15 protein-coding genes are annotated in these 15,644 nt (G+C 61.4%); 5 read left to right on the top strand and 10 right to left on the bottom strand.

The window, feature by feature from the left end:
• Nucleotides 1-13: 13 nt before the first annotated feature.
• The 4 genes from ABIA45_RS32325 to ABIA45_RS32310 form a co-directional block, all read right to left on the bottom strand.
• Complete coding sequence (locus ABIA45_RS32325) at nucleotides 14-289, bottom strand: DUF3551 domain-containing protein (RefSeq protein ID WP_404654794.1); 276 nt, start codon at nucleotides 287-289, stop codon at nucleotides 14-16.
• Between the two features lie 177 nt (nucleotides 290-466).
• Entirely contained in the window at nucleotides 467-2,344 is a 1,878-nt protein-coding gene (htpG, locus tag ABIA45_RS32320) for a molecular chaperone HtpG (protein WP_404654793.1), read from the bottom strand.
• Nucleotides 2,345-2,452: 108 nt separating this feature from the next.
• On the bottom strand, nucleotides 2,453-2,875 hold the full coding sequence (locus ABIA45_RS32315; protein WP_404654792.1) for a hypothetical protein: 423 nt from the start codon (nucleotides 2,873-2,875) through the stop codon (nucleotides 2,453-2,455).
• Between the two features lie 310 nt (nucleotides 2,876-3,185).
• Entirely contained in the window at nucleotides 3,186-4,133 is a 948-nt protein-coding gene (locus tag ABIA45_RS32310) for an MBL fold metallo-hydrolase (protein WP_275498098.1), read from the bottom strand.
• Between the two features lie 202 nt (nucleotides 4,134-4,335).
• On the opposite strand from ABIA45_RS32310, the gene ABIA45_RS32305 reads away from it, so the two are divergent.
• A complete protein-coding gene (locus tag ABIA45_RS32305; protein WP_404654791.1) occupies nucleotides 4,336-5,283 on the top strand; it encodes a LysR family transcriptional regulator in 948 nt (315 codons plus the stop codon).
• A 14-nt stretch (nucleotides 5,284-5,297) separates the two neighbouring features.
• Entirely contained in the window at nucleotides 5,298-5,489 is a 192-nt protein-coding gene (locus ABIA45_RS32300; RefSeq protein ID WP_271545769.1) for a hypothetical protein, read from the top strand.
• Nucleotides 5,490-5,537: 48 nt separating this feature from the next.
• Here ABIA45_RS32300 and ABIA45_RS32295 read toward each other — a convergent pair whose 3' ends face one another.
• Nucleotides 5,538-6,197 (bottom strand): SRPBCC family protein, encoded by a 660-nt coding sequence (locus ABIA45_RS32295; RefSeq protein ID WP_271545771.1) that lies wholly within the window; start codon nucleotides 6,195-6,197, stop codon nucleotides 5,538-5,540.
• Between the two features lie 14 nt (nucleotides 6,198-6,211).
• Nucleotides 6,212-7,126, bottom strand: coding sequence for an SDR family oxidoreductase (locus ABIA45_RS32290; RefSeq protein WP_404654790.1), 915 nt, complete (start codon nucleotides 7,124-7,126; stop codon nucleotides 6,212-6,214).
• A 262-nt stretch (nucleotides 7,127-7,388) separates the two neighbouring features.
• On the opposite strand from ABIA45_RS32290, the gene ABIA45_RS32285 reads away from it, so the two are divergent.
• Nucleotides 7,389-7,997: a TetR/AcrR family transcriptional regulator gene (locus ABIA45_RS32285; protein ID WP_246732191.1), complete on the top strand. Its 609-nt coding sequence runs from the start codon at nucleotides 7,389-7,391 to the stop codon at nucleotides 7,995-7,997.
• Between the two features lie 1,256 nt (nucleotides 7,998-9,253).
• Nucleotides 9,254-10,684, top strand: a complete 1,431-nt coding sequence (locus ABIA45_RS32280; protein WP_404654789.1) for a pyridoxal phosphate-dependent decarboxylase family protein — start codon at nucleotides 9,254-9,256, stop codon at nucleotides 10,682-10,684.
• Nucleotides 10,685-10,876: 192 nt separating this feature from the next.
• Here the strand turns inward: ABIA45_RS32280 and ABIA45_RS32275 are convergent, their stop codons facing one another.
• The 4 genes from ABIA45_RS32275 to ABIA45_RS32260 form a co-directional block, all read right to left on the bottom strand.
• Nucleotides 10,877-11,671, bottom strand: coding sequence for a DUF3313 domain-containing protein (locus ABIA45_RS32275; RefSeq protein WP_404545761.1), 795 nt, complete (start codon nucleotides 11,669-11,671; stop codon nucleotides 10,877-10,879).
• Between the two features lie 87 nt (nucleotides 11,672-11,758).
• The gene (locus ABIA45_RS32270) at nucleotides 11,759-12,916 is read right to left on the bottom strand and encodes an alpha/beta hydrolase family protein (protein ID WP_404545759.1); all 1,158 of its coding nucleotides are present in this window, start codon (nucleotides 12,914-12,916) and stop codon (nucleotides 11,759-11,761) included.
• Between the two features lie 283 nt (nucleotides 12,917-13,199).
• On the bottom strand, nucleotides 13,200-13,700 hold the full coding sequence (locus ABIA45_RS32265; RefSeq protein ID WP_271545781.1) for a lipocalin-like domain-containing protein: 501 nt from the start codon (nucleotides 13,698-13,700) through the stop codon (nucleotides 13,200-13,202).
• 241 nt (nucleotides 13,701-13,941) lie between these two features.
• Nucleotides 13,942-14,556, bottom strand: coding sequence for a nuclear transport factor 2 family protein (locus ABIA45_RS32260; RefSeq protein WP_271545783.1), 615 nt, complete (start codon nucleotides 14,554-14,556; stop codon nucleotides 13,942-13,944).
• Between the two features lie 185 nt (nucleotides 14,557-14,741).
• On the opposite strand from ABIA45_RS32260, the gene ABIA45_RS32255 reads away from it, so the two are divergent.
• Complete coding sequence (locus ABIA45_RS32255; RefSeq protein ID WP_275497797.1) at nucleotides 14,742-15,590, top strand: TonB family protein; 849 nt, start codon at nucleotides 14,742-14,744, stop codon at nucleotides 15,588-15,590.
• The last annotated feature ends 54 nt before the right edge of the window (nucleotides 15,591-15,644 follow it).

Here is a 15,644-nt window from a genome sequence, read left to right as displayed (position 1 = left end):
GGTCCCGCTCGGCTCAGTGCACCTTCTTGGGACGTCGGCGGGGCGGCGGCGATTCGTTGAAGGCGTAATAGGGATTGAGGTCGCAGGTCGCGGCAAGGCCCGAGGCCGTGGCGCGGCACTGCTCCAGCGAGGTAAACGAGCAGTCGTAATAGTCACTTCCTCCGCCACCAGGGCCACCGACGTAGCGGTGCATGCAGACGGGATAGGCCGGATCGTATCGCTGCGCGCTGGCATCCGCCGCGCCCAGCAGCGTGGAGATCGCGGTAACAGTGAGGAATGACAAGCGCATGGGGAAATCCTCGAATTGGTGACGTCGCATTATATGACACAACATCTCGCCGTCCGCGACTGTTCCTAAGACCTGATGACGTCAAGGTGAGCGAGACGCGCAGCGCCGGAAGCGATGCGCGCCGAGCGACCTGACGACCTAGGTCAAGCGCGGTCGAAATGATGCTGCGAGGCAGCGTTAGCCGCCGAGCCCCTGCAGCACCAGCCGGTTCAGCCGCGCCGCGAACGCTGCCGGGTCTTCCGGCAATTCGCCGTCCAGGATCTGCGCCTGCTCGAGCAGGAGCAGGCTGATATCGTCGACGACTGTCGAAGCAGCCTGCGCCTTGGTGACCGCGGTGACCAGCGGATGGCGCAAATTGATCTCGAGGATCGGCTTGGTCTTCATGCCGCGGTTCTGCTGCGACAAGATGCGCTCGAGCTCGCGGCTCGGGCCCTGGCTGTCGGCGACGAGGCAGGAGGCCGAGCTGGTCAGGCGCGTCGAGACCTTGACGTCGCTGACGCGCTCGCCCAGCGCGGCCTTGATCACCGCGATGGTGGCTGCTTCGTCCGCAGCCGGCTCGTCCTTCTTCGCCTCGTCCTTATCGTCGATACGCGGAATCAAATCGAGATTGAGATCGCCCTGGCTCAGCGACTTCAGCGGCTTGCCTTCGAAATCCGAGGGCATCGAGGTCCAGAACGCGTCGACGGGATCCGACAGCAGCAGCACCTCGATGCCGCGCGCGGTCGCAGCTTCCAGCCGCGGATTGGACTTCAGCCGCTCGATGCTGTCGCCGACGAGATAATAGATCTCGGTCTGGTTCGGCTTGAAATCGGCGATGACCTGCTTCAGCGACCGCTTCTCGCCCGACGTGGTGGTGAAGCGCGACAGCGACAGCAGCTTTTCGCGCCGCTCGAAATCCTCGTAGATGCCTTCCTTCAGTACCGCGCCGAAGGCGTCCCAGATCTTGGCAAAGTTCTCCGGGTCCTTGTCGGCGAGGCTTTCGAGCTCGGACACCACGCGCGTCGCCACCGCCTTGCGGATCTGCGCCAGCTGCGGATTGTTCTGGAGCATCTCGCGCGAGATGTTGAGTGGAAGATCCTCGCTGTCGACCACACCGCGGACGAAGCGCAGGTACCCCGGCAAGAGGTCGGCATCGTCGGTGATGAAGACGCGCCGCACGTAGAGCTTCACGCGGCCCTTGCGGTTCGGCTCGAACAGGTCGAACGGCTTGGTCGAGGGCGCGAACAGCAGCACGGCGTAGGAGTAACGTCCTTCCGCGCGGTAGTGCAGCGTCATCGCGGGATCGTCGAAGGCAGAGGCGATCTGCTGATAGGCCTTCTTGTAATCGTCAGCCGTCAGCTCCGACTTGGAGCGCTGCCACAACGCGCTCGCCGAGTTAATCTGGCGCGGCTCGCCTTCTTCAGGCACCAGCTCGATCGGAAACAGGATGTTGTCGGAATAGGCGGTGACGATACGCTCGATCTCGTAGGTCTCGAGATATTTCTTGGCGTCGTCCTTCAGGTGCAGGACGATCTCGGTGCCGCGCGTCAGGCGCGCCGCTTCCTCATCGCTGGCACGGGCGATCTCGAAGCCGGAGCCGCCGGAGGACGTCCAGATCCAGACATCGCTCTCGCCGGCGCGGCGGCTGATCACGACGATCTTCTCGGCGACCATGAAGGCAGAATAGAAACCGACACCGAACTGGCCGATCAGGCCGAGCCCGTCCTTGGCCTCTTTCAGCTTGGACACGAACGTCTTGGTGCCGGAGCGGGCGATGGTGCCGAGATGGTCGATCAGCTCCTGCCGCTCCATGCCGATGCCGTTGTCGGCGATCGTGAGCGTCTTGGCCGTCTTGTTCGGGGTGATGCGGATCTTGAGTGCGCCGCCTTCGCCTAGCAGGGCGGGACTGGCGATGGCCTCGTAGCGCAGCTTGTCGCAGGCATCGGAGGCGTTGGAAATGAGCTCGCGGAGGAAGATGTCGGTTTCCGAATAGACGGAGTGCACCATCAGGTGCAGCAGTTCGGAAACTTCGGCCTGGAAAGGCTGCGTATGCACAGCCGTATCTGACGTCGTCATGCGCTTACCCGGTCAAACAAAAGGGAGGGAACCCGGATATAGCGCGAGGCAATGGCGGATCAAGAGGATGTGAAGCCTGGGTCTGCCAGCCACCCCTGGCGGGGTGGATCAGGTCACGCAGCGGCCGGGCTGGAGGAGCCTTGCGACCTCGGTTAGCGAGCTGACCATCGGCTCACAGGCGATCGTCGGCTTGTTGCGAGGCTTCTTCTGGTTCTGGAGCAGCACCGGCGTCTTGGCATTGCCGGTCTCGATGACCGCGGGAACCCGCAGCAGAACCGACGTATCCGCGAGGTCATTCAGCCGCATCGAGACCGTGCGGGTGGGAACAGCTGCCGGCTTGATCTCGGCGAGCCGGTCTGCCTTGGCGGTGCGGTTGACGTTGTGGCCCACAGCGACGCTGGAACTGTGGCTGGGGAGGTCGGCGACCGCCTGCCAGCGGTCTGCGAGATCGTGCCCGGAGGCCAGCTGCACGGCACCGAGGGTGGCAACGACCGCAATTGCGCTCAAAAAAACCTTTTGAATCTGTGACATGGCTGCCGATCCTCGCCCCATGGCGGGCACGGGAACAACGCCGCCGCAGGATCGGGGGTTCTCAACAGCAACGATCACTTAACCGTGTGCGGAAAATGCCGCAGACCGGCAAAATATTTCGCGAGCCCTGGAACGACTTTCGCGCGCAGGAGTCATCTCAGCAGCCGGCTATTCCCCCCTGCCCCATAAGCCGGCGACGTAGGGCGCGACTGTGGTGATGCCAGTCGCGCCTTACTTTTTTCTGCAGGACATCCGTCCCATTGTGTCACCGCCCCCGCCGGGAGCAGCGGTTTCGCTCCTCCTTCGAAATTCAGTCGAACTGCCAATTCGCAGGAACCCAAGCGTAGCCGCCGTCGGTTCTCAATATTCGGCCGAGACCGGGGAAGGGGTAATGGAATCCCAGGACGAGAAGCTTGTCCGCTGCCGCGCGGTCGAAAATACGGCGGCGCGACTGCAATGCGGCATCCTTGTCACGATCGGGGCCTGGTCGCCAATTTCGATCAACATTGACGACCGGATGATATGCGAGATCGGCGGTCAGCAAGAGCTGGCTTGACCCTGAATGAACGAGGAACGTCGCCATCCCGGGCGTATGCCCCTGCGCTGCCAGCGTGGTCAACCCAGGCACGATCTCCGTTCCGGCCTGATACAACACGGCGTCGGTCGCAATCGGTTCTACGCTGCGCTTGATGGCCTCACCGAATCGTCGGCGGAATTCCGCATTTACAGGCATGTATGAAAGGTCGGGCTCGCCGCGGACGAAGAAATTCCAATCGGCTTCGGGCAGATACACCGTTGCACGCGGGAATGATTTGCCGCCGTTGGCGTTTCGTAGATTACCGACATGGTCCGGATGCGTGTGCGAGACGACGACGACGTCGATATCCTCCGGCTTCAAGCCAACAGCCGCGAGGTTGCCAAACACTCGCCCACCGTTCGGTCCCATCGTCTGCGCTGCGCCAGCCTCGATGAGAACGCGACGGCCGCCCGTCTCGATCAGAAGCGTGTTGAGATTGAGCGTCATCACGTCCGTAGGGAGGAATGCGCGGATCAGTGCCTCCTGAAGCTCCATTTCCGGCGCATCGTTGGCGTATATCCTGGGCGGGCCAGAAAGGAGCCCGTCGCTGAGCACGGTCGCCTGGATGTCCCCGACGCGAAATCGATAATATCCGGCATTGTTCGCCGCACTGCCCGGTGCTGCCGCCTTGGCGCCACCGCCGGTTGCCAGCACGGGGAGCGCCGCAGCAGCGGTCAGCATGATCTTGCGGCGGTTGATCGAGTAGGCGCTCAAGACAAACTCCTTCTGTCATTCGAATTGCCGAGCGCCGGAGACGCTACCGGGCGGCTGAGACGCCACGAACCTAGGGGATGCGACGAATTGCAGAAAGTGGCCCACCGCGATAAACGTTATTCACTAACTGGAAAACGTGCATCAGAAGCGACCCTTCGATGAGGAGCCCGTGGATCGTCCGTCAACCGATGACATCCTCTATCGCGTCGATCTCAACCTGTTGGTGATCTTGAAGACGCTGCTCGAAACGCGCAGCGTCACCAAGACTGCAGAACGAAGCCAAATGAGTCAGCCCGCCGTCAGCAGAGCATTGGCGAAGCTGCGCAAGGTTTTTGACGATGCGCTGCTCGTGAAAGCTGGAACGACAATGCGGCCCACAGTCCGCGGCGGCGAACTTCTCGAACCGATACAGAAGGCTCTGGCGGGCGTCAGCGATGTGCTCGCCAACCGGTCCGAGTTCGACCCGACCTCGAGTGAGCGCGTCTTTCGTATTGCCACGACGGATTACGGAGCGACGGTCATCCTTCCGCGACTTGCACATCTCATGACTTCCGAAGCGCCGAGGACAAGTCTCGAAATCACGCCCGTCGATGCGCAGACTTTCAGGAGCCTTGGAGAGGTGAACATCGACCTTGCGCTCTATAGCGATAACCCGCTCCCAACCAGCCTTCGTACCCGAGACCTTTTCCGGGAGCGCTTCGCATGCCTGGTACGCGCCGGCCATCCCGCCGTCAGGCGGTCCAAAGCAGGGCGGATGCGTCTGGACGACTACGTCGCATTCTCCCACATCCTCGTGACCGTGGTTGGGGGCAGAGCTGGTCCGGTCGATACCGCGCTCGCAACGCTTGGCCATATCAGGCACATCGCGGTGCGGTTACCCTATTTCGCCACGGCAGCTCTTGTGGCGTCGACCTCCGATCTCATTTTGACGATCCCACGCCGTGCCGCGGAAAATTTCTCGGGTGACCCGCGGCTTCGCCTGATCGAACCTCCCCTGGAGCTTCCCCATTTCGATTATCGGATGGTATGGCACGAGCGAACGCATTCGGAGCCGGGCCACGCCTGGCTCCGTCGACTCGTCTTGAAGGCCGTCCGGTCAAACACGCCTTTGTCTTGATCATTGGAAAACGGATGCCTGCGGCGCTGTCGGGATGCCTGTTCATCGGCAGGTGCATCCTTCCTGATCCAATGATCGGCCGTTCAGTAAACGAAGACCGCGCCGACCGCGAGCAAAGAGGCCACGAGGGTCAGACGAATGCCGAAGTCGAAGGCGGCGATCCATTGCATCAGGGGCCTCCAAAGCTACTGCGCTCAATCAAATGACGAACGGAAGATTGCTCGTTGGTCGCTCGGTCAGACTCAAAAGAGCGCTCAGGACGACCGCGCGCTTCGCTTTTGAGCGAGGTCCGTCACTGCCTTGTCTCGCATGGCCTGCAGGCCGACCTCCATGAACCTGCGAAAGTCGTTCTGGACGTAGGTCCGGATGAGGTAGCCGTCCGGCCAGATCTTGGGCCGGAACGAATAGGTCCAGCGCACGCGGGTCGCCTGGCCGTTACCGATGAACTCCAGCTCGCTGACCGCATATCTGATGTAGCGCCCGGTACGGTTGGTAAGATTCCATATCTGATATTGCAGAAGCTGCGGCTTGCGGTCCGTAATCTCTTCCAGCGCGCTGTTATTGTCCGAGAATACGACTCGCCGGCGGTCACCTGGCTTGCTCCAGTCACCGCTCAACAACTCGGTGCTCACTACGCCGGGCACATTGTCCGTTCCGGTAAGGAACGAGCCGAATGCGGCGGCGCCACGGTCAGCGAACCAGGTCGTTACGGCAGCCAAGGGTGCCTGGATCTCGGTTTCGACGCTGACCTTCTCGAAGTCCGCGCTGCGCTCCAATTCCGGCCGAGCGACATCATGTGCTTGGTCGAGGCTCGCTGCAGACGGCACCGGATCGGCGCCGACCAAGGACGCGCCGCACCCGCCCAGAGCCAATGAGACGATGGCGCAAATCGAGGCAGCGTTTCGTCTGATCATGATAGCCGAACAGCTCATGAAAAACGAACGCCTGTGAGCATTTCGGAAAGCTCCCAGAGCCGCGTGGACGCGGCCGCGTCTTTGGCTCGCCGAGGCACTCGTGCGGCTGCCGGCACGCCGCGCGTCTCGCCCAGTCTGTCCGGACCGTAATAGCCTCCAGGTTCGGCGAGCGGAGACGTCGCCGCGAACAGCGTCGGCAGCGCCCCTTGAGCTGGCGATTGAAATAGGAACCAGAGGAAGGATCGAGCGAGGCCCTGCAAACTGCGAGGTCCGGCGCCGTTTGGAATCAACTCGGTGCGGGCGATGCCGGGGTGCGCGGCGATGCTCCTGATTCCCCATCCAGAGACATCGCTTCTGGTCTGAAGCGCGAACGCGAACATGAGGCACGCGAGCTTTGATTGACTGTAAACCCGCATGGGTCTGTACTCGCGCTCCGCCTGAAGATCGTCGAAGTCGATGACGCCGCTCCGGGCGGCTAAGCTCGAAACGTTGACGACGCGCGGCTCCTTGCCGTTGCGCAACAACGGAAGGAGCTGCGCCGTCAGCGCAAAGTGGCCAAGATAGTTGGTCCCGAACTGTAGCTCGAAGCCGTCGCTCGTCGCCTTCCGCAGCGGTGGCGCCATGACGGCGGCGTTGTTGATGAGCATGTCGAGGCTCGACCGCTGGGCTCGCATCCGACAGCCAAAATCCTTCACCGACTTCATGCTCGCGAGGTCGAGCTCTTCAAAGCGGATCTTGGCGTCGGGAAAGGCGGCTCGGATTCGCGCAATGGCGCTCGAACCCTTCTCCAGGCTACGGCCTGCGATGATGATCTCACAGCGGGCACGCGCCAATGCCAACGCGTCTTCAAAGCCAATTCCTCCAGTTCCGGTGACGACGGCTGACCGCCCCAACTGAGAGGGAATATCTTTGATGGACCAATCCGGCATGGCTTCTCTGCACGTTACTAAGCTTGGCACGCGGCGCTTATTACACCAGGTGTATTTTTTATTGCACTACGTGCGATATTACAAGACCATTGCGGACGCGGGCTGCGCGACCTCTGGCCGCGGACGCGGCGACCAGTTGAGAGCCGCGATCGCATGGTAAAGGCAGCCTAAGTCACGGCAGGCACATCGATTTTTTCTTGCACATTGTTTGCGCAGCGTGTAATATATTGCACTGGGTGCGATTTTTTGGATGGGGCTATCCTTGCCGGCAAAAGTGACAGCGGACGACAAAGTTGCGGAGGAGGGTCTTCGCGAGCGCAAACGGCGTGAGACGCTGGCTCGGATCGCGGAAGCAGGCCTCAAGCTGTTCATGGCGAATGGCTATGAAGAGACGACGCTCGAGGCGATCGCGGAGGCGGCAGGCATTTCGCGGCGGACGTTCTTTTATTACTTCAAGTCGAAGGAAGAAATCTTGCTTGCGTGGCAAAGCCACTTCACGCAGCTCATTAGAGCTGCCGTGATAGCCGAGCCTTCGGATCAATCTCCCATCGACACCGTCAAGAACGCTTTGCTGAAATTGACCGGCAACTACAATTCGCAGCAGAGTCTCGCCCTCGATCGGGTCATCCGCTCGAGCCCGGCGCTGATTTCCGCGAGCCACGCGAAGTATATCGCTCAGGAACAGGCGATATTCGAAGCCCTTTGCGTGAAATGGCCCCAGGCCAAGCGACGGAAATCCCTTCGATACGTCGCCATGGTCTCCGTCGGAGCGCTTCGATTGGCGATCGAATCCTGGAGCAACGACAACGGCAGGCGACCGCCGGCAGCTTATCTCCGCGAGTCATTCGCGAATTTGCAGAGCGTTCTTTGAGCTGAAGGAATGGCCCGGGAGACGCCAGGGTCGCCGGCCTGCTTCTCCATCGAGCCATGGTGGAGCGTCTCCTCCTCGCAAAGAGGCGAGCCTCGTTCTGATCGGCTCGGGCCTTTTCGGCCCGGCACTCGGGCCACTGCTCGTCGGCTCGATCAGCGACGCCGCGACGAATGCGCAGATATCGAACGGGCTCGCAATTGGAATGCTGATTGTCCCGGTCGCCAGCGCCGCCACCGGCATCGTCCTGTTGTTTGCAAACCGGCGGATCGCTGCTTCGCTTCGGCGATCTTGAGCAGAAAATAAGCGCAGCAATCGACTTGTTGCCAGCGCCAATCGGCAGGCTGGCCGACGACGGGCCGGGCCACGAAATCGCCCAAATAATATTACACCAAGTGCAATATAAGTTTACGTTTGGTGCGAGATTTCTGAAATGACCGCTCTCGAGGCATCCCGACCGTCGTCCGTGGGGACGAGCAAGGAGTCATCGGATGACATGTGACACGCCGGATGGGACGGATATTGCAGCTCCGCAAGGGAAACGGGAGCGAGATGCCAAGCGGCCGTTTGCCGGCGGCAGGCGCGCGATCCATCACAGCGGCTCCGACCACCTTCGGCCACGTGCGCGGGTGTGGTCGGCCGAGGTGCCCGTAAGACTGGAAACGATTGTTCAGCACCGAACGCGCGAGCGGCTCGATCGATCCCGGGGCTCCTACCGGCCGGCCGAGGCGTTGAAGCCCATTCGACCGCCGGATCGCGCGAAACACGAAGAAACCCACGTTGCTCCAATTTCCTATCGTTTCGCCACACGCGTTGTGAAGGTCCTCCGATCTCCAATTCTCACGAATGTCGGGATCGCTGCTCTCCTGTACGTGATCTCATGCCACCCCTATATCGATCTGGCCGGCATCGTCTCAGGCAGCCTCGTTTGCCCCGGCGCGAAGCCAATATTGGTTGCGACGGTGGATTTCTTGCAAGAAGAGGTGACCCCCACGATACAAGCGTTCCTCTCGGGTCGACTGATGAGGTGGATCGGTCTTACTTTGCTGTTCGCCTTATTCCCCGCATTCAGCGTGCTTCGTACCGGGACGATGGCGAGAATTCGCACGCTGGCCACGTCTGCGGCATCCCGGGTTCGACGCCTCAGGCCATCGCGCTGGCAGATCCCATCACTGCAATATGCGGAGCCATCCGAGATACGTTCTCCCATAGCTTCGCACACCCGGCCAATCCGGAAGCGAACAACCAAAGAGGCCTAAATGACGCCCGAGGAATTCCGAAAACGAGGCCATGAGATCATCGACTGGCTGGCCGACTATCATGCCAAGATGTCCGACTATCCGGTCCAACCTGCGACACAGCCGGGTGACGTGAAAGCGATGCTTCCAGCCTCCCCGCCGGTAGAAGCTGAGGGGTTCGATGAGATCATCGCTGATCTTGATTCAGTGGTTCTCCCCAACATCTCGCATTGGCAACACCCGCGGTTCTTCGGCTACTTTCCCTCCAATTCACTTGGGTCCGGCATTCTCGGTGATCTGGTAAGCAGCGGACTTGGGGTGCTGGGCCTGTCCTGGCAGTCATCGCCCGCAGTGACGGAGATCGAGGAGGTCACGGTCGACTGGTTCAGGCAGATGGTTGGCTTGTCTTCCGCCTGGTTCGGCGTGATCAACGACACTGCGTCGACAAGCACCTTGGTTGCTCTGCTATGCGCCCGGGAGAAGACGACGGGCTTCTCGCTCGTCCGCCAGGGTCTGCAAGCAGAACTCAAGCCATTGACGATCTACACATCGGCAAGCGCTCATTCTTCCGTCGAAAAGGCGGCGCTGCTAGCGGGCTTCGGCCGTGAGAATGTCCGCATGGTCGATATCGACGCCAATTTCGCGATGCGTCCGGCGGCGCTCGAAGCTGCAATCCTTGCGGATATTCACGCCGGGTTCAAGCCATGCGCGATCGTCGCGGCAGTGGGCGGGACCGCGACCGTGTCCATCGATCCGCTCTCCGAGATCGCTGCCATAGCGCGGAGGCATGGTTTGTGGCTTCACATCGACGCTGCCATGGCCGGGAATGCGATGATCTTACCCGAGCTACGGTGGATGTGGGAAGGCATCGAGGACGCAGACAGTGTCGTTATCAATGCGCACAAATGGCTCGGCGTCCCGTTCGATTGTTCGCTCTATTTCGTTCGGGACGAGCCTCACCTTCTCAGGGTGATGTCTGCCGATCCGAGCTTCCTCCAATCTCAGGCCGACGAGAAGGTGCGCAATCTGCGTAACACCGGAATTGCGCTCGGACGGAGATTCAGGGCGTTGAAACTATGGTTCGCCATCCGGGAACAGGGCGTTTCCGGGTTGCAGGCGAGGTTGCGGCGAGACATTAGCTTGGCCCAAGATCTTCGGTCCAAAGTCGAAGCAACACGGGGTTGGGACGTCGTCGCACCCGTCGTGCTGCAGACCGTATGTATTGTGAACCGCCCGATGTCGGTGCCTTCCCAACGTCTCGATGACTTCACGCGCGCATGGGCGCATGCGGTGAACGCCTCGGGCCAAGCCTATGTCACGCCCGCTACCGCGGCCGGGCACTGGATGGTTCGTGTCTCGATCGGCACGATATCCACCGAGGCGAGCGACATCGAGGCGGTGTGGCGCACGATCCAGGAAGCGGCTGCCGCGGCCGTCCCAAAATTTTCGTGAATGGCTCGGATAGATAGGGGTGCATGGCCCGCGGGCATCGCAACATCGCGACGCTACGGTCAGGTTGCAACTGAGGTGCGGACTCAGGCGGCAACTGCTTGCGCCTGGATCGACCTTCATACCCGACGCTCGCCGGTGGCCCGGTATGCGCGTCAACATCGCGCATGTCGGCGATCCGCCGCTTCGTCGATCTCATGTCGCGGGTGAAGGCTCGCTGACTGGTGGCGCGGCCGCCGGAGGCGATGGAGGCGCCGCGCCCTTGTCGGTCCAACTTGGGGGAGCTCCAAGTCCTTGGCCGATGAACCCCGCAATTCCGGGAGCTCGTCCGAACGCTTCGCACGCGGATTGCTTCGGCGCACCACCCAGCAGAACGTGCAAGCTGTCCAGCGACGGCAGCGATGGAGCCGCCCCGAATGGGGTACTGCCCGTGACCAGCAACCTGCTGAAGTCGGCGGCAAAGGCGGTCGAGAGGTCGTATGCATCGCCGTCCGGCGATACGCGCGGCGAGCTCGTGAAAGAATTCGCCCCGCGGCCCCACACCATAGCCGCCTTCTGCTTCCCTCTTCTGTCCCTCGCCTCACCTTCGACCGAAAGGCTGCCAAGTCCCAACGGGATGCGCGGAACGGGTACCGGCACGCCAGGCAGGAGTACAGACTTTGCGACCCGCGCGACACCGGACGCGCCTGCCGCCGCAGGATCGGTCGCCGCCGCATGTGTGACGACGGCTTGAACGGTCAGGTCGGCTTGATCCGCTGGGCCGACAATGTCGAACCGCTCGCTCAGTCCGAAGCACAGAGCACGGTCGATGGCGTTGCCGATGATCTTGCGCTGCTCCGGCGAGAAGGAGACCTCCGCGGCCGCTTTGGTCGAAAATCGAGTTTCTACCAGCCGGACGGTCTTGGCGCCGAGAACGTCTTCCTTGTCGACACGAACGATCGACTTCGTCAAAATACCGTCTGACGGCGCCAGACCATCATAACTGGTCAACGATCCCGCCCTGTTCAGCGGCGCAGTCGCGCACCCGGCGGTCAGCAGACACAAGACCGCTATGAGCGGGAAACGCTGCATCGGACTTCAGCGACGCAATGCAGATGCCGGCCCGTCGATTTCTGCGGTCGCCTGACGTGCGCCGGCCGCAAGGAGAGGATAATTTTTCTGTTGCTCACTGGTTGTCGCACGGCCCTTTTCGGCCGAGGTCACACGGATATGGCCTTGTCGATCCGACTGTGCGGTCGCACCTGAGATCGGGATCGCGTTCGCCATTGTGGGCTGCGCGAGAATGTCCTGCCAGTCGAAGCTCCATTGCGCCAAAGCTTTGGAATCCCCGGCAAACGCATAGTCCAGGAATGCAAGCGTTAGATCTCCGGTGGCTTCCTTGACCTTCGGATTCAGTCCTGGTCCTCCGGTCAGAGCGCGGTCCGTGAATATGCTATGGGATCCCCCTTGGAACATGACCAGGAGCTTGCGCCGATTGGCGATCGCCTCGAATATTGCGACCCGATCGCGCGCAGCCGAGTAGAATCCGGGAATTTTGATGACGTCCTGCGTCGCCGTCACGTGAAGCGTCGGCACGGCGATGTTGGCGAGCACGCTCGGCAAGTCTTTCTCGCCGTAGAAAGGTGGGGCGGAAATCACGATCGCCGCCTTGAAGCGCCGGTCGCGGAAATCGAGCCAACGACCATCCCGAACGACCCGCGCACCCACCGTCAACAATGCGGTGTTCGCGCCATAGGAATGGCCGGCCACGGCGATGCGTCGCATATCGATGAATCGGGCGTACGGACCGGTTGCAAACAATAGCATTTGGTCGAGCGCAAAACGGATATCTCCGACACGTGCCGCGGCCTCATCATCCCGGGTCGCCGCTTGCAGCCGCCCCACGAGCTCGAAGGGATTTCCACGCCAGAGAGAGGAATCGCTCCCGATATGCTGGACATGCAAACTCGCGATGCCGTGGGCGGCCCACCGGGCGGCGAGGTAGGTGTAGCCGTTTCGCGAACCGCCCATGCCGTGCGAGAAGATGATCAGTGGCACCCGTCCCGGCGATGCCTCAGTGGGCCAATACAAGCGAGCAGGAACTTCGCGACCTCGAGACGTATCTATCCAATCGAAGTCGACAGCACGAAAGGCCGCATGCTCTTGTTGCACCTGAGCATTCTGTGCGTTCGCACCTTCAGGCAGCGCCATCCCGACGGCACATGCCAATGCCATAGCAGCGAGCCAGCTTCTCATGACCATTACTCCTGCTACGTCCCCGCACTCGGCATCTACAGCACTGTGCCGAAGCCAATTCGGTAACAGTCCGCGTTCTTTGTGTCAATAAAACTGCACTGGGTGCATTATTTTGACGCAGGCCACGCGGCAGTCAGTAACGCGCGCGTGATTATCCGACAGGTCACCTCCATCTCTCGTCTTGCTCAAGGCTGCTGTAAGGCACTACGTCGCGCACGTGGTGCCGGAGAGCTTCCGTCTGCGCCTCCAGCCTCCATTCGGACGGGTCTGCCTGGGGGACGCGCTAGCGCACCCGCTCCCAGATGATGACGACCTTGGTGCCCTCCGGCCGCTGAAAGTTCTCGATCATGCGGTCCCCGATTACATCGAAGTTCAGATCCTGTCGCGTGCGCTCGCTACCGACCCAGTTTGGGAAGGTCGAGCCTTCAACGCGATTGCCGCTGAAGACGCCATTCTCATCGACGATGTAAGTGCCGAAGAACGCGATGCTGCCCGCCATCGCAGCCCGGTTCTCTTCGTCGGTGCCGCCACCTCGCTCGTTGGAAGCGAATTTCGGAATGGAGGCGTCGGTCAGAACCTCGATAAAGTGCATGTCTTCGGTGAAGACCAAAAGGCTGTTTGGCTTCTGCCCGTAGGCCGGGACATTCCGGCCATCCGGATCGAGTTGAGCTGAAACCATGCGCCAAGTGCCGAGCACCTGATTGAGCGGCCGTGCTTCGGCAGTGCCGACAGCGAGGGCCAATGCAACCGCAAAGACCCGGCCTGCAAGTCCGAGGCTCTTCATGTAGGCTCCATCTTTTACAGGTTGTTAGTCGTTTGATCGTCGCTCTACGTAGTTGGTCTTGATGAAAGACCAAGTACTGCCTCTGCTGCGTTTGCCATGGCGTCACTCCGCAACCGACGAGATGACAAGGTCCGACAACGGGCATTTGTGGGACGACGGCTGGACGGCCGCGCCGAAAAAGCTCGCGCGACCCAATAGCTCAAATGGGACAGCAGCTCTCATCTCCACGCCTGTCCGCGGTCTACTTCGCCTTTCCTGCCAGCCACTCCCGGCCCTCGCCATAGAGCTTCTCGACCTCGGGCCCGATCAGGCCCGGCATGTCGCGCTTGACCTTGTAGCCGATCAGCTCCTGCATGTAGGCGAGGTGGCGGTAGCCCTCGGGGAGCGCAGCCAGCGCTTCCTGGTCGAGCCGAAGCGTCGCGGCGGGATCGACCGGATCGATCCGATCCTTCTCGTAGATCGGCTGGCGGCGGACGATGCCCCATTTGCCGATACCTGATGGGTCGTCCCGCTTCTCCAGGAAATCGTAGAAGCGTCCGGTGCAGACGACGTCGCAGAGCACGTCGTGCACGAGGCCGCGCTGCGAGATGGTCATCTTGGTCTGCGCGATCGCGCGCGCAGCCGCAAGGTCGATGCTGGTGCCGCCGAGGAAATGCAGGATGCGCACGCCCCTGGCAAAACCCTCCTGGCTGACGCGCATGAAATCCCGCGCCGACCCCTGAAACCAGGTCGCGGACATCCAGCCTTCTTCGTGCCAGACCGTGGCAAAGCGCTCCCAGTCGCCGGCATCGCGCCACACCGCCCAGTTCTCGATGAGGTCGCGGATGGCAAGACGATCGAGGAGTTGCTGGTCCATGGTCCGTATCCTCCCGGCGGCCTGTGGCTGCGATGGACGTCATCGGCCCGACGTATCAACGGGGCAATTTGGACGGCGTCAAGCGGCCGGGCGCGGTCGTTCACCACCCTAAACCCGGGTGAATGCGATGCGAGCAACGAGCCTTGCAATCAACCAGCCGGCGATTAGTATCCGGGATCATGCAGATGAAAATTCCCTTGCTGGCCGCATTTCTCGGATTCCTTGCGGCTTTCCCGGCGCACGCACAGACTGAAAAGCAGAGCGAAAGTGCCCAGGCCTGGAAGGCAAGGCTTTCGGCGCATATCGCCAAGAGCAGACTATTTCCAGCCCAGGCACTGGGGCAAACCGGTGAGGCCAAGGTGGGCTTCGTCGTCGACCGGTCCGGCAAATTGGTCTCGCGGGGACTGGCTGCGAGCAGCGGCTCGCGACTGCTCGACGATGCTGCGCTGGAGATCGTCGCCCGCGCCCAACCGTTTCCCGAACCACCTTCGGAGCTGAAGGAAGAGACTTTCCATTTCTTGATCCCGATTGTCTTCAAGGGCCGTCAGTTCCAGGTGCCGCCCAACGGTCTGGTGCTGAGCACACCGGCTTCCGGCCTCGCAGAGTCCGAGGCCATGGCCGCTTGGCGCAAGGCAATCACCGAGCATGTCTGGCGCAACAGGGTATTTCCTCCGCAGGCGATTGGGCGAAGGGCTGATGCCGGCGTTACATTCGTGGTCGATCGCTCGGGCAAATTAATCTCAAGCGCTTTAGTGGAAAGCACGGGCTTCGCGCCGCTGGATGCTGCGACGTTGGCAATGGTCGAGCGATCCGTGCCGTTCCCGAAGCCGCCCGCCGAGGCAAAGGACGACCTGCAGAGATTAACCGTCCTCATAGCTTACGATGGGACGGAGCCCAACCTGGCGCCGTCGCCGGAAGGCGAGAAATTGCTTCAATCCTGGATCGAGGGCCAGGCCAAGCTGAATGCGAAATCTCCTGGAACGGATGATACAAAGCTGAACGCGATGCTTCGCAGCATCTGCCGCGGTTGCTGAGGCAGAGCAGGACGACGCTCCGTCGGCACATATGAGGGCGGCGCGCCTTGCGAC

It is taken from the genome of Bradyrhizobium sp. USDA 336 (genome assembly GCF_044908355.1).
Taxonomy (GTDB): Bacteria; Pseudomonadota; Alphaproteobacteria; order Rhizobiales; family Xanthobacteraceae; genus Bradyrhizobium; species Bradyrhizobium yuanmingense.
The sequence above is the reverse complement of the archived record's forward strand: the minus strand, read 5'-3'. Positions and strand labels throughout refer to the sequence as shown.